Source organism: Paraburkholderia sp. BL23I1N1 (assembly GCF_003610295.1).
GTDB lineage: Bacteria > Pseudomonadota > Gammaproteobacteria > Burkholderiales > Burkholderiaceae > Paraburkholderia.
The window spans coordinates 5,967,957-5,981,528 of record NZ_RAPV01000001.1 but is presented as its reverse complement, the minus strand read 5'-3'; the positions used below and the strand labels follow the sequence as shown (position 1 = coordinate 5,981,528).

The window sequence follows — 13,572 nt, the reverse complement described above, 5'->3', positions numbered from 1 at the left end:
CTTCATTCGTTCCACGCGCGCGCCCCGACCAGCATGCCCGTTTGCGTGAGCGCGTCCCACCAGATCACGCGCAGCAACGGCGCCTGTTGCGCAATCAGCAGTGCCTGCACCGGATCGCTCTCGACAAAATGCGTGACGCCGCCACGCAATGCCGCAGCGGCCTTGTGAGCGGCGGCGCCGGCGGCGCTTTCATCGTGCGTGCCGGGCGTGCGCATCACCAGTTGCATATGACCGAAGCCGTGCCGCGCGAGCCACGCTTCGGTGCGCGCGCGATCCAGTTCCGGCCGGCCGGTGATGATCGTACGCACGCGTTGCAGATCGATGCCGGGCAGCACCTCGAACGGCAGCAGCGCGTCGCGTTCGGCGAGCGCCGCGGCCAGATCCTCGTCGTAGCGCGCGAGGGGCACGTCGGGCAGCAGAATGCCGTCGAGGTCGATCGCGTAGGTGGCGTATTCGTGATCGTCGGCCATGGCGGGCGCGGCGCCGGCTTCAACGCGCTCCCAGTCCTCGCGATAACGCTCGGTGTAGGCCTGGCGCTCCCACGGAAACAGCGCGAAGTAGCCGCGCGCGTCGATCGCATAATCGGGTTGGATGCGGCTCAGGTCGTCGACCGCGGCGGTCAGCGTCCTGACGTCGAGACCATGCTGCTGAAGGAAGGCGATGCAATCGGCCAGCGTAAAACCGCGCCCCGCGATGTCTTCGCACAACAGCACTTTCGAACCCGCGGGCGGAATCGCCAGCGTCGAGTCCCACGCGACCGTGCGCGACTGGCGGTCGTAACGCAGGAAGGCGACCGGCGTGCCGGCCGCATGCGAGACCATCAGCGCAAGCGGCGCGCCGCCACGCAGAATGCCGATCGCCATCGTGAAGCGCTCCGCCAGCAACGCGGGTTGCAGCGATTCGATCCAGTGATCGAGTTGTTCGTACGTCAGGGGCAAAACCGGCTTGTTCATGACTCTTATGGCGTCGCGTTGTGCGCGTAGGGCGGGTGTCCCATAGACGGGGAGCGGCGCGCGGCGCAGCACAGCGGCAGGTCCTCGTTTTTGAGACATAGAATTTTGGCGATATTATGCATGCGGTTCAAAGATCGCGCGTCGGGGTGACGCGCGTCGCCGAACGGAGGGTGCCGCAAAGACCACCGTCGCGGCGGAAAAAGGGGCGCTGCAGGTTCGCTGGCGGGTTGAGCCGGCGCAGTCTCGCGCCGCCCGCAAAAATAACAAACGATGGAATAAGCCAGGCAGATGACCAAGATGAGCGCAACGGTGGGCGGCAGGAACGGTGTGTACAGGGGCGCATGGTGGGGGCTGGGTCTGCTCCTCGCGTTCGCCGCGTGGAGCATGCAGGCTCAAGCTCAGGCAGAGTCGTTGCCGTTGTCGCTCGACGTGACGGGCAAAATCAGCAAGACCAACGATGCGGAGCACCAGCTCTATCACTTCACCGAGGCGCAACTGCTGGCGTTGCCGGTCCATCCGATTACGACCGCCACCACCTGGACGCCGCGTTCCACCTTCACAGGACCGCTGCTCGCGGATATCCTGAAGGCCGTCGGCGCAACCGGCAGCGCAGTCGAGATCCATACGCTCGACGACTATACGTACACCATCCCGGTGTCGGACTGCGATCGCTACGGCGTGATCGTTGCCTACAGCATGAACGGCCGGCGCCTGAAGATCAGCGACTTCGGGCCGCTGTTTCTTATGTATCCGCGCGACGCGTTCCCCGATGAACTCATGGGCGCGGCGGGTGACTCGAAATTCGTATGGCAGATCAAGGCACTCATCATCAAATAACAACGCGCCGCCCCTGGCGTCGTGTCCTCTATGTGCTGATCTGGCTGACCGCGCTCGCGGCGCCGGCCGGCGCAATCGGCTATCTGTTGTACGCGAACCTGCTCAACTCGCGCGCGACCGAACCGCTGACCGGTCAGTACGACGGCTTCTATTGGGATGCCGCGCAATTGCAGATTGCGTATGCGCGTTTCGAAAACCAGCTGCTGCTGTATCAATCCGGCGTCGACGACGACTATCAGCGGCTCACGCTGCGCTATCAGTTGCTGCAATCGAAGCTGCATGTGATGGCCGGATCGACACGCCGGTTGACCACGCAGCTCGCACTGCTGCAAAGGCAAATGGATGAAATCCAGTCGATCGATCATGTGCTGGGCGAGATTCAGCCTGAGGTGGATGCCTTGCCGAAGGACCGCAGCCGCGCCAATCAGATCGTCGTGGCGTTGCGCCAGCATTGGAACGAGGTCAACGATCTCGCGTTGAGCCGCCGTTTCGCCGACGTGGCCGACCGTGAGGCGATGAACCGCGATTTCATCGACAAACGCCGCATGCTGTTCGCGGGCGGCCTGTTGCTGCTGTTGCTCTCGGCTGCTGCGACCACGCTGCTGGTGCTCAACGGCCGGCGCCGTACGCGCCTGATGTATCAGCAGCACGCGGCGCTCGAAGCGGAGCATCAGGCGAGCCGCGCGGCGCGCGAGGCGAGTCTCGCGAAGGACGCGTTTCTCGGCATGATCAGCCACGAACTGCGCACGCCGTTGCATGCGATCGTGTCGTCGATCGAATTGCTGGGCTTCAACTATCACTCTGAAGCCGACCGCAAGGTGATCCAGCGGCTCGAAACCGCGGGGCGGCACCTGGAAGCGCAGATGAAAGACCTGACCGACTACGCGCGCCTCGGCGCCGGCAAGCTCGAGTTGCGCCACGAGCATTTCGAGCCGCGCGAGCTGCTGGCGTCGATCGTTGACGAACACGCGATGTCGGCCGCTTCCCGAGGTCTCAAGCTGGAAAGCGAGGCGAGTGGCATGAGCGGCCCCGTCGATTCCGATCCGCACCGGATCCGCCAGATCGTCAACAACCTGGTCACCAACGCGATCCGTTACACCGAAACCGGCACGGTGCGCGTGGAATTGAGGCAGCGGCCGACGGTGCTGATCTTTGTCGTGAGCGATACGGGGCCGGGCGTGCCGCAAGCGCAGATTCCGCTGATCTTCCAGGAGTTCACGCAACTGGACGCGTCGCGCACGCGCCGCTTCGAAGGCGCGGGGATGGGGCTCACGATCGTACAAGGGCTCGTCAGGCTGTTTGGCGGCACCGTCGAAGTGGCGAGCAAGGTAGGCAAGGGCACTACCTTTACGGTGACGATCCCGGTCACGCCGGTCGCAGCAAGCGCGCCGCCTGGCGTGGCGGCTCACGCTGATCCGGTCGGGGCGCGTCCGTGCGTATTGATCGTCGACGACAACCGGCTGATTCGCGAGTCGCTCAGCGAAATGATCGCGCACATGGATTTCGACGCGCACGCTGTCTCCAATGCCGACGATGCGCTCGCGTGGCTCGACGCGCGCCGCTGTGACGTGGTGTTGCTCGATCTGCATATGCCGGATCGCGACGGCTATACGTTTCTTGCGGATTTCGCGGCGCGCGGGGGGCCGTCGTCGGGCGTTCCCGTGATCGTGGTGAGCGCGTATGCGCCGGAGGCGGATAGCGTGGCGAGTGAGGCCGGGGAGGCAGGAGGAGCCGGCTCGCAGCCGATTTTCGAAGCGTTATTAAAGCCGGTACATTACGAGGAGTTGCGCAGCGCGTTGCAGCGTGCGTTGGCTTCGCGGCATACGGTGTGATGCGGCGCCTGGAGAGACGTGATGCCGCAGATGCCTCGGATGGAGGAGGGCTCAACCTGAGCACACACCTTCAGCCGTCTTGCCGATGCGTCAGGGCCGGTTGAGGCGCTTCGACAGATCGGCGACCAGGATCGCCATACGCGCGGGCTTCTCATAGCACGCGACGTCGTAATTGCGGATGACCTGGCTGATCTCGGATTCACTAGCCTTGCCGGTCAGCAGTTCGCCGGTCAGCACGAAAATCGGCGCGTCCGGATTCTCCGATGCCCGCACCGCCCGGATCGCCGCCGCCGAGGTCTGCGAGCCGAACAGCCAGTCGATCACGACGCCGTCGAAGACCTGCGTTTGCAGTTGTTCGGTGAATGCGGCGAGGCCGTAGATCGCCACCGCCGCGAAACCGCTGCGTTCGAGATAGTCGCGCAGGTTGTCGGCGGAGGGCTGATCGTCGTCGACCACGGCGATGGTCGGCTTGTCGGTTTCAGCGCGGCGCGGATAGATCTCGATCTTGTGGACCTCGTACGCGCCCTGGTAAAGCGTGCCGTCGTGACGCGCAACGCGCCATTGGCCGAGCTTCGGGTACGCGACAAAGTCAGGGCGGCTGCCCGGTTCGAGCGCGGCGCCGACCCATGCGGTGCAGGCCAGCTCGATCGCGCCGACGCAGAACACCGCCTCCTGGGCGATGGCGCCGACCATGCCCGGATCGAGCGACTGTGCGCCGAATAGCTGAGCGGCAGGTTCGCCGAACACCTCGGCCACCTTCTTGATCTGCGAGAGCGTCCAGGGGCTGTTGCCGCGCAGCTTGCGGTGTCCCTGTGAAAAACTCAGATCGAGGATGCGGCACAGCTCAGTGGTTTGCTGGCGTTTGCCGATTCCATGCCGGCTCATCAACTCGCGCACGCGCTCGGCGACTGCGATGGAGTCAGGTGAGTGTGTTTCGTTGGTCATACTGCGTGATGATCTGCCTTCTTGATGGGTGGCTGTGGAGCGTGCGTACGACACGCGCAGGGCGGCCATGCACATTGGATGCGCGTGGACTCGGCTACGCGGAGGACAGCAAATGTACCGTAAAAAATATCGCGGTCTGTGTTTTGTATGACCGCCGCCGAAGCTGCCGGTGCGAGGTGCGAACGGGAAAATTCGGCGATCTGTTTATGCTTTTAGCATTGAAATGTATTTTACCGATGAAACCGTTTGTCATTTGTAGAGAAATAAGTCCGGCTAGTGTTTTCCTTATGCGACATACGCAACGCTATGCCGGCGGCATGGTGTCGAGCTTCGCCGCCGAGCTTTTCAGGCCTTTGAAAATCCGCTCGGCGACCTTGCCTGGAAACCGCTCGGGCAATTCGGCCGAGACCTGCGCGATGACCTCCGGCGTCTGTTCGATCAGCCGCTGGATCAACGGCTCGGCATTCGCGCCGTACGAACACCGCGGCGCCATGGTGTTGAAGTGGCGCCGCTGCACTTCGCGGAAGGCGTCGTGTTTGCTGCGCGACCACATCGCCATGGCGAGCTTGGCCTTGAACCACGACCATTGATTCGGGCCGTTGCCTTCCACCGGCCAGATCGACATCACGTCGTACAGCGGCGTCAGGCGGTACTGGCCGCCCGCCAGCAGGCGAATGCTGAAATTCTTGGCGTGGCCGTGCGGCGCCGCCAGCATCCAGAACAGGATCTGGCTTGCCAGCAGCGTCTCGATGTCCTGTTGCGCCGACACCGATTGCTGAAGAATTCGCGCGAGGTCCAGCACGCCCGGACCGCCTTCGTTTTCATACTTGCGATGCGACGGCACGCCGTACACCTGGCAGAAGTCTTCCTGCGGCAGGCGCAGCAGCCATTGCCCGCTCGAATGCAATTGCCGGTCGAAGCGTTCGACGCTCAGCACCCGCTGTTTACCGAACGTCATGATCTCGGTGTTGGCCACCGGCAGGCCATAGGCGCGCAGAATCCGCAAACACAGCCATTCGTTTTCGACCGAGGTGCTGAGGTCAGCGAGCCGGTTGCCGACCAGCCCGAGCGGCAGCTTGAAAATATGCGTGGTGGGCGTGGCGCCATGCGGACGTTGCCACTTGCCGTCGTGCCACAGCAGGGCGGTCTTCTCCTGCGCGCCGGCGAGCGAGATGCGGAAATCGTCCGCTTCGCCGGGCGGGCCAAGGGCGGAGTTGCTGACGGTGCGCGCCAGCATGGCCTCGATCTCGCTGTCGGAGAGCGGCGTGCCTTCGATCCGTTCGACGTCGGCGGGCGCATCATCAACGGCCAGCAACTGAACGGCGCCCACGCAATCGCGGCCGATGGCTTGCAGCAGGTCGAACGCCTCGAGCGTATCGGTCTGGTAGCGCTGGGCGATGCGCTTTCTGATCGCCTCGCTGTCAGGTAACAGATTGTCGAAATAGTTGAGCACCCGCGGCCCTTTGTGCGCCACGTTGCTCGGCGCGAACGGCAGCGAGAGCGATAGTGGCCGGCCGGCGGGCGAGGCGACCCATGCGGGGTCGTAAGTGAACTCCATGGGGCCGCGGGTGGGCAGGCGCCAGACGCCGACGCGCTCGCCATTTGCCCACACCGAAAGCGTCCGGGAATGCGTTTGGCGGCCCATGCTTACCACTCGATCAAAGGCGTTGGCTCAGGTGCCGGCTGGCTCTTGTCGCGCACCTGCAGTTGCAGGCCGTAGGCGCCGCACAGCGCCAGCAATTGCGTGAGGGTGAGCGCGGTGGCGTCGGTTTCGAGCGCCGAGATGCGGCTCTGACTGATGCCGACGCGCGCGGCGGCTTCGGCTTGGGTGAGACCGGCCTGGCGCCGGCCGGCAGCAAGCAGTTGGGCCATCTGGTCCGGTGTGGCAACGAGGTGGATCATGGCAAATTATCCGTGAGACGAATAAACGCACTTTATGCGTCACACAGATATTTGTCAAATATTCGTGTGACGCATATTCGGCAAATATCTGTCTGGCGAATAATTGGCAAATATCTGCGAGACGAATAAATTTCATCTGCGTGCGTCCCTGCTGGATGGCCGTGTAGCATGCTGTAAAAACATCTTCTACCGACTCCGCGCGACTCATGAACGAACCGACGCTACGCCATACCGACGTGCCGTACTACACGCAATGGGGCAGCCCCGACTGGGTGCGCCACATTGTCGAACAACAAGGCGACCCATGCGACGACCCATACTGGCAGCGCAGTGGTTTCGCCGACCCGGAGCGTTACCGTTTCTGGGCCAAACGCCTGTGCGGTCTGACCTGCCTTGAATCCGCGCTCGACTACTGGGGCATCGAACACGCGCCGCGCGCCGCATTGCTGGATGACGCGTTGCGCCACGGCGTGTACCGGCTGCGCGACGACGGCGGCGTTGATGGCTTGATCTACCGGCCGTTCGCCGATTGGATCGGTGAGGCATTCGGCATTCGGCATTCGGGTCGAGGTGCTGCCACAGGCGCCGCTTGAAGAACTCGCCGTACGCATTGACGGCGACACGCTGGCGATCGTCTCCGTGAGCCCCGAGATTCGCTACCCCGAACGGCCGAATCAGCGCCAGGGCGGGCATCTGATCCTCCTGCACGGACGTGATCGCGACGGCGTCTGGTTTCATAATCCGTCGGGCATCGCGCCTCACCAGGCAGATGTGTATCTGCCGTTCGCAACGATGGCGCGTTTCTACGCAGGGCGTGGCATGACGCTCACCCGCATCGTGCGCTAGATGCGGCAGCCGCCACGCCGTACGGCGAATGCACTGATCGGATCCGGTTTCTGTCGAGGGACTTCACACGGACATCCTTCGCATTCCCGCGATCCGGCCCCACGGCGCGCCGGGCGTCGTAGAATCGTTTGTTCCCGATTCCCGGAGTAGCGCGTGTCTGATCAACCACCCCCGCAGTCACGCCCACCGCGTTTTCGCCTGTCGCGCCGTGCCCGCACACCCTGGCAGGCGCCGCGCGCCCGCACGCTCTTCACACGCCCCGCGGCGTCGCCGCAGCGCGTGCTGCTGCAGCGCGTCTATCTCGTGCTCGGCCTGTGCGTGCTCGCCTTCGCAGTGCTCTATCTCGACCGCGATGGTCTGCACGACGCCAACCGCAAGGTGCTCGGCATCGTCGATCTGATGTACTTCACGATGGTCACCGTCGCCACCGTCGGTTATGGCGATATCGTGCCGGTTACCGCCCGCGCGCGGCTCATCGACGCGTTCTTCATCGTGCCGATCCGTATCGTCATCTGGTTCGTGTTTCTGGGCACCGCTTATCAGTTCGTCATTCAACGCGTCATCGAGGAATTCCGCATGAAACGCCTGCAAAAACAACTGCGCGATCACGTCGTGGTGTGCGGCTACGGATTGAGCGGCTCGGTCGCGGTGCGCGAACTGCTGGAAAGTGGTTTCGCCGCGGAATCGATCGTCGTCATCGATTCGCAGCAGGACGCGCTCGAAGCGGCCACGGCGTTGGGCGTGGCAGGCCTGCTCGGCGATCCGTCGCGCGAGGACCTGTTGCAGCAGGCGCAGGTGCGCATCGCCAAGGCCGTGATCATCTCCGTGAGCGACGACGCGGTCGCGATCCTGCTCACGCTGACCGTGCGCAGCGTCGCGCCGGACACGAAAATCGTCGTGCGGATTCAGGAGCAAACCTACCAGCGCCAGTTGCGCCAGGCCGGCGCCGACGTGATCGTTTCGTCGACCAAGATCGGCGGACTGCTGCTCGCCGACGCGGTGGGTAGCAACTACATCGTGCCGTTCGTCAACGATCTGCTGTCGTCGCGCGGCCGTGTCAATCTGGTGGAACGTCCGGCGACGGCGCAGGAAGTCGGCCGCTGGAGCAATGCGTTGCCGGGCGTGGTGGTGATCGGGCTGATACGGGCGGGGCGCATGCTGTCGTTCTATGAAGACGAGCCGTGTCCGATCGAGCCAGACGATCTGCTGATGGTCATCCAGTCGTCGCGCCACGCGAGTGCAATGTGAAAGACGCATCCTCTCGCAAGGACAGGAAAAGCCCGCTTATGACCCGCCCGACCACGCAGATTTTCGACGCCGCCGCTACTGCGCGGCTGATCCCGTACGCGACGCTCATCGACGCGTTGAAGCGCGCGAGCATCGACTATGCGCGGCAACGCATCGCAAGTCCTGAACGGCTCGTCGTGCCGCTCAACGAGGGCGGCATCATGCTGTCGATGCCGGCCACCGCGCCCGATCTCGCGATCCACAAGCTGGTCAACGTGTGCGCGAGCAATGGAGCGCGCGGCATTCCGACGATCCACGGCCAGGTGATGGCCTTCGACGCCGACACCGGCGAGACGCTCTTCATTCTCGATGGCCCGACGGTGACCGGCCGGCGCACGGCGGCGATGTCGATGCTCGGCATCCGCACTTTCGCGCCGGCCCGATCGCACGAATTCCTGCTGATCGGGACCGGCACGCAGGCAGTGAATCATCTGGAAGCGATCGGCGAGCTGTTTCCCGACGCGCGCGTGTGGGTGAAGGGCAGTGCGTCCGCGCGGGCTGAGGCGTTTTGCGCGGCCCATGGTGCGCACGCTGGGGACGCTGGCAGAGTGCGCGAATTGAAACCGTTGACCGACCCCAATGCGCCCATCCCCGATTCGATCGACGTGGTGATCGCGCTAACCACCAGCAAGCAGGCCGTCTACAACGAAGCGGCGCGCGCGGACCGGCTCGTGATCGGCGTTGGCGCGTTCACGCCGGCCATGGTCGAGATCGGCGCACGCACGATCGCAGGCAGCGTGCTGTTCGTCGACGACGAAGCGGGTGCGAGGCATGAGGCCGGTGATTTCATTCAGGCCGGTGTCGATTGGGCGCAGGTCGGCGGAATCGCCGCAGGGGTGGAAAACGCCGCCTTGTTGCCGCTGGAAAAACCGATTGTTTTTAAAAGCGTCGGCTGCGCGGCATGGGATCTGGCGGCGTGCCGCGTGGCGCGCGAAGCCTTGTCAGGCGGCTGATCGTGGACCGTTTGCCGCGCCCGGTGCATGGCGGTTCGCCGGTCCCCGTTGGCATCTTGCGCCAACCTGCGGCACATGTTGCCGTGCAAACAATCTCAAAACGTTGCACCATAGGCGTTTGCCAGAAAAAAGCGCCGGTTCGCCGGCGCTTTTGCCCCCTTGTCCTTTGATCTGACGCCTATCACGACGCCGCGACCGCGCTATGACGACCCAACACGCTTCAGCCACTCCCAATCTGCCGCTCGACATGATCATCTTCGGCGGCACCGGCGACCTGTCGTTTCGCAAGCTGCTGCCAGCGCTCTACATGGCGCATCTGCACTGCAATCTGCCGCCGGATACCCGCATTCTCACGATCGGCCGCAAGCCGTGGTCGCGTGAGGAGTACATCAACGAATTCATGGAAGCGAAGGCGAAGCCCTTCATCGAAAAGAAAGCATTCGATTCCGCCTCCTGGGACAAATTCCTGGCGCTGTTCGAGTACGTGCGCATGGACGTCGATTCAGTCGAGGACTACCAGCGTCTGAAGGAAGTGTCGCGCGAAGGTGTGCGGCGCGTGTTCTACCTCGCGACCTCGCCAGATCTGTTCACGAATATTTGCGAAAACCTTTCGACGGCGGGATTGGTCGACGAGAATTCGCGGGTGGTGCTCGAGAAACCGCTGGGCCACGATCTGGCGTCCGCGCAGGAGATCAACACGGCGGTTGGCAAGCATTTCAGCGAAGCGCAGATCTACCGGATCGATCATTACCTGGGCAAGGAAACCGTGCAGAACCTGATGGTGCTGCGCTTTGGCAACGCGATTTTCGGCCCGCTGTGGCAGGCGCCGTATATCAAGCGCGTGCAGATCACGGTGGCCGAAGAGGTCGGGGTGGGCAGCCGCGCGGGGTTCTACGATAAAACCGGCGCGCTGCGCGACATGGTGCAGAACCACTTGCTGCAGTTGCTGTGCATCGTCGCCATGGAGCCGCCGGTGTCGCTCGATCCGGACGCGGTGCGCGACGAGAAGCTCAAGGTGCTGCGCTCGCTGCGTCCCATGACGCCCGAGGATATCGCGCGCGATACCGTGCGCGGCCAGTACACGGCCGGTGCGGTAAACGGCGAGCCGGTGAAGGGCTACCTCGAGGAAGACAACGTACCGGTCGGCAGCCGCGCCGAGACTTTCGTCGCGTTGCGCGCGCATATCAACAACTGGCGCTGGGCCAATGTGCCGTTTTACCTGCGCACCGGCAAGCGTATGCAGAAGAAGGTATCGGAAATCGTTATCGAGTTTTCCGAATTGCCGTTCTCGATCATTCCGAGCGGTGGGCGCAATTACGGCAACCGTCTCGTGATCCAGTTGCAACCGGAGGAGTCGATCCAGTTGCAGATGCTCGCGAAGGAACCCGGCAGCGGCATGCACATGTTGCCGGTGAATCTGAACCTGGACTTGCAGCAGGCTTTCACCGAGCGTCGCGCGGAAGCGTACGAGCGTCTGCTGATCGACGTGATTCGCGGACGCCTCACGCACTTCATGCGCCGTGACGAACTCGAAGCGGCATGGGCATGGGCCGAGCCGATTCTGGACGGCTGGGCCAAGTCGGGCGACAAGCCGCGTGGTTACACGGCGGGTACGTTCGGTCCGGCTGCGGCGACGGCGCTGATGGCGCGCGAAAACGCCGTGTGGGCGGAAGAATCGCAGTAAGCGGGACAGTTGTTGAGCGTCGGCGGTTCGTCGACGCTTTGATGCCTTCGTTTTGATACGTTCGCTTTGATACGTCCGTTTCGCAGAGAAAAAAAGGCGGCCCGCAAAAACGGGCCGCCTTTTTTGTTACGTCCTGCGGTGCGGATTTAAGGCAGCGAAATCGTCAACGTAGCCGACTGCGGACCAAGCTTGACCACCTGCGAATACGGTGCAAGCGTGCGCAACGTCTGATCGCGCAGATAGGTGTTCAGGCCCAGATAAGCGAGCAGTCCGACCAGCGCGAACACCGCCCCGATCGACCACAACGGCACCTCGCGCTTGAGCCGGTGCGCGACCTGATCCGGCAGCGGCCAATGCGGCGCGAACGGTGCGCGCTTGCCCTTCATATGCGCGATTTCGTCGCCGATGCGCGCGGTCAGATACGCGAGCTTTTCCGGTCCTTCGAGCAGATACTTGCCCTGGAAGCCGAGCAGCAGGCACATGTGGAACACTTCGAGCGACTGCAAACGCGCGGCGCCCTGCGCGCGGCATTCCTCGAGGTACTGGAAAAATTTCTCGCCTGCCAGTTGCTCGCCGAACAGCACCAGCTGCAACGGCCGGCGCTCCCATTCCGTGCGGATCTTGAATGTCGACGACAACACTGATTCGTCGATCGCCGCGCAGAACGCAAACTTGGACGCGTAGACATCTTCCGCCGACGCATTGAGCTTCTTTGCGCCGCGCTCGAAGTCGCCGAGAAACTGCTGGATGCGCTGGCTGAATTCCTGTGCGTCGCCGGGTTCGCGGCCGTTCTTCAACAAAAACAGCATGAAGAAACCGTCGTACAGCAGATCGAGCAGCGATCGAACCTGGTAGCTCGGCTCGGTCATGGGTGCGGGCGTCGCGGCAGGCGTGCTGCCGCCAAACAGGGAGGGCGCGTAGCTCATGATGTGACGGCGATCAGTTCGAGTTGAAGATCGTTGATGCCCGACGGCGCGTAGATCATTGCCGATTGGGCCTGCAACATGCGGTCATACAATGCGCCGCGCGATTCGCAAGAGAAGTAGCAGGCGCCCGGCCGTACCGGAATGGCGGGCGGCACTTGCGGTGTGTACACGAGGCGCACGCCCGGCATGGCCGAGAGCACCAGCTTGTCGACGTCGTCCGGCGCGCCGACCTTGAAACGGGCGGGGACGGCTTCGACGAGTTCCGCGGTCGGCATGTCCGCGGAGACGGCAATGTAGAACAGGGTCTTGTCGTCGATCTTGCCCGAGTCGAGACGGCCCGCATGGAACGACGGACGCACCTCTTCGAGCGCAATCGCGAAGTAACGCGTGGAGATCACGGTTTCGAGCAGATCGCGCAGGATCGTGTCGAGGCGCGCAAATCCCGGGCCCGGATCGTCATGCCGGTAGGCCGGCAGGTCGGACAGCGCATAACCTTTCGAAAACGTCATCAGCTGGCCGGCCAGTCGCAACAATTCCTGAAACAGACGTTCCGGATGCAGCGCCGAATGCTGATACAGATGCGCAAGTGAGGCAAACGCGGCGCTCGCGGTGTGCAGCAGCCAGAACGACGCAATGTCGCCGGAACGGAACTCGATGATGTTCTTGGTCGGCTCGCGGTGAAAACCATACAGCGCGTTGACCTTGGCCTGCAGCGCGTCGATCAGTTGACGCAGCCGTTGATGCAGGATCGGCGATGCGTCGATCGCGAGGCAGGGCGGCACGAACGTGTCGTCGATTTCAAAACCCGACGTGGCGGTGCGGCGCACGCGCACGAGCGGCACCGACAGCAACTGGTCGCGCGGCTCGCTATGCGCAATGAGTTTGACGCTGGTTTTCAGGAAGGTGATGTCGGCTTCGGCGGCGTCGGTGAAATGATCGGCCACCGGCGTTTGCTCGCTGATGTAACGCGAGACGAAGCCCGCGTTGCTGTCTTGCGAATAGTTCGCGCCGGTCTCGCGCAGGGGATGCAGCGCCAGATAAAACGTGAATTCGTTGATGCCGTCGGGCAGCGTGTCGAGCGCGATGGGCGGCGGCAGGTCGTCGGCTTGCGGTGCGGAGTAGAGCGCGCCATCTGGAAACACCAGCGAGAGTTCGCTCACGCGCAGCACGTTGCTGCCGAGCGCGTCGCGGTCGAGCCGCGCCGAGCGCACGCCCCAGTTGTACGGCTGGATCGCCTGGATCGATTCGAACAGGCGCGCCTCATGATAGGCGTCCTGACGCTGAAAATGCTGCGGCCTCAGAAACAGGCCTTCCCCCCAGAGCACTTTTGCGGAATAACTCATCTCAAACCTGTTATATGCGTTCAGCGTATGGCGTGCCCGGAGATAAACCGATTCGAGCGCCGCA

The 13,572-nt window shown here is 63.3% G+C and carries 11 protein-coding genes and 1 pseudogene; 6 read left to right on the top strand and 6 right to left on the bottom strand.

The window, feature by feature from the left end:
- Positions 1–2 precede the first annotated feature (2 nt).
- The gene (locus tag B0G76_RS27955) at positions 3–953 is read right to left on the bottom strand and encodes a phosphoribosyltransferase (RefSeq protein WP_120295355.1); all 951 of its coding nucleotides are present in this window, start codon (positions 951–953) and stop codon (positions 3–5) included.
- A 288-nt stretch (positions 954–1,241) separates the two neighbouring features.
- Here B0G76_RS27955 and B0G76_RS27950 point away from each other — a divergent pair, with 288 nt between their 5' ends.
- Both B0G76_RS27950 and B0G76_RS27945 read left to right on the top strand, forming a co-directional pair.
- Complete coding sequence (locus B0G76_RS27950; RefSeq protein ID WP_120295354.1) at positions 1,242–1,790, top strand: molybdopterin-dependent oxidoreductase; 549 nt, start codon at positions 1,242–1,244, stop codon at positions 1,788–1,790.
- A complete protein-coding gene (locus B0G76_RS27945; protein ID WP_120295353.1) occupies positions 1,760–3,622 on the top strand; it encodes an ATP-binding protein in 1,863 nt (620 codons plus the stop codon). Before B0G76_RS27950 ends, B0G76_RS27945 begins: the two co-directional genes overlap by 31 nt.
- Positions 3,623–3,712: 90 nt before the next feature.
- Here B0G76_RS27945 and B0G76_RS27940 read toward each other — a convergent pair whose 3' ends face one another.
- From B0G76_RS27940 to B0G76_RS27930, 3 genes are all read right to left on the bottom strand, one after another.
- The gene (locus B0G76_RS27940) at positions 3,713–4,567 is read right to left on the bottom strand and encodes a helix-turn-helix domain-containing protein (protein ID WP_120296878.1); all 855 of its coding nucleotides are present in this window, start codon (positions 4,565–4,567) and stop codon (positions 3,713–3,715) included.
- 304 nt (positions 4,568–4,871) lie between these two features.
- Entirely contained in the window at positions 4,872–6,212 is a 1,341-nt protein-coding gene (locus B0G76_RS27935) for a type II toxin-antitoxin system HipA family toxin (protein WP_120295352.1), read from the bottom strand.
- A 2-nt stretch (positions 6,213–6,214) separates the two neighbouring features.
- Positions 6,215–6,469, bottom strand: coding sequence for a helix-turn-helix transcriptional regulator (locus B0G76_RS27930; RefSeq protein ID WP_120295351.1), 255 nt, complete (start codon positions 6,467–6,469; stop codon positions 6,215–6,217).
- 206 nt (positions 6,470–6,675) lie between these two features.
- Between B0G76_RS27930 and B0G76_RS27925 the strand changes: the two are divergent.
- The 4 genes and pseudogenes from B0G76_RS27925 to zwf all read left to right on the top strand — a co-directional run bounded on the left by B0G76_RS27925 (position 6,676) and on the right by zwf (position 11,239).
- A pseudogene (locus B0G76_RS27925) lies at positions 6,676–7,315 on the top strand (C39 family peptidase).
- A gap of 153 nt (positions 7,316–7,468) precedes the next feature.
- Positions 7,469–8,563: a TrkA family potassium uptake protein gene (locus B0G76_RS27920; RefSeq protein WP_120295350.1), complete on the top strand. Its 1,095-nt coding sequence runs from the start codon at positions 7,469–7,471 to the stop codon at positions 8,561–8,563.
- 38 nt (positions 8,564–8,601) lie between these two features.
- Positions 8,602–9,555 (top strand): bifunctional Delta(1)-pyrroline-2-carboxylate/Delta(1)-piperideine-2-carboxylate reductase, encoded by a 954-nt coding sequence (gene lhpI, locus B0G76_RS27915; protein ID WP_120295349.1) that lies wholly within the window; start codon positions 8,602–8,604, stop codon positions 9,553–9,555.
- Between the two features lie 202 nt (positions 9,556–9,757).
- On the top strand, positions 9,758–11,239 hold the full coding sequence (gene zwf, locus B0G76_RS27910) for a glucose-6-phosphate dehydrogenase (RefSeq protein WP_120295348.1): 1,482 nt from the start codon (positions 9,758–9,760) through the stop codon (positions 11,237–11,239).
- A gap of 146 nt (positions 11,240–11,385) precedes the next feature.
- On the opposite strand, the gene icmH is transcribed toward zwf, so the two are convergent.
- Both icmH and tssK read right to left on the bottom strand, forming a co-directional pair.
- Positions 11,386–12,165: a type IVB secretion system protein IcmH/DotU gene (icmH, locus tag B0G76_RS27905; protein ID WP_120295347.1), complete on the bottom strand. Its 780-nt coding sequence runs from the start codon at positions 12,163–12,165 to the stop codon at positions 11,386–11,388.
- The gene (tssK, locus tag B0G76_RS27900) at positions 12,162–13,508 is read right to left on the bottom strand and encodes a type VI secretion system baseplate subunit TssK (protein ID WP_120295346.1); all 1,347 of its coding nucleotides are present in this window, start codon (positions 13,506–13,508) and stop codon (positions 12,162–12,164) included. Before tssK ends, icmH begins: the two co-directional genes overlap by 4 nt.
- Positions 13,509–13,572 lie beyond the last annotated feature (64 nt).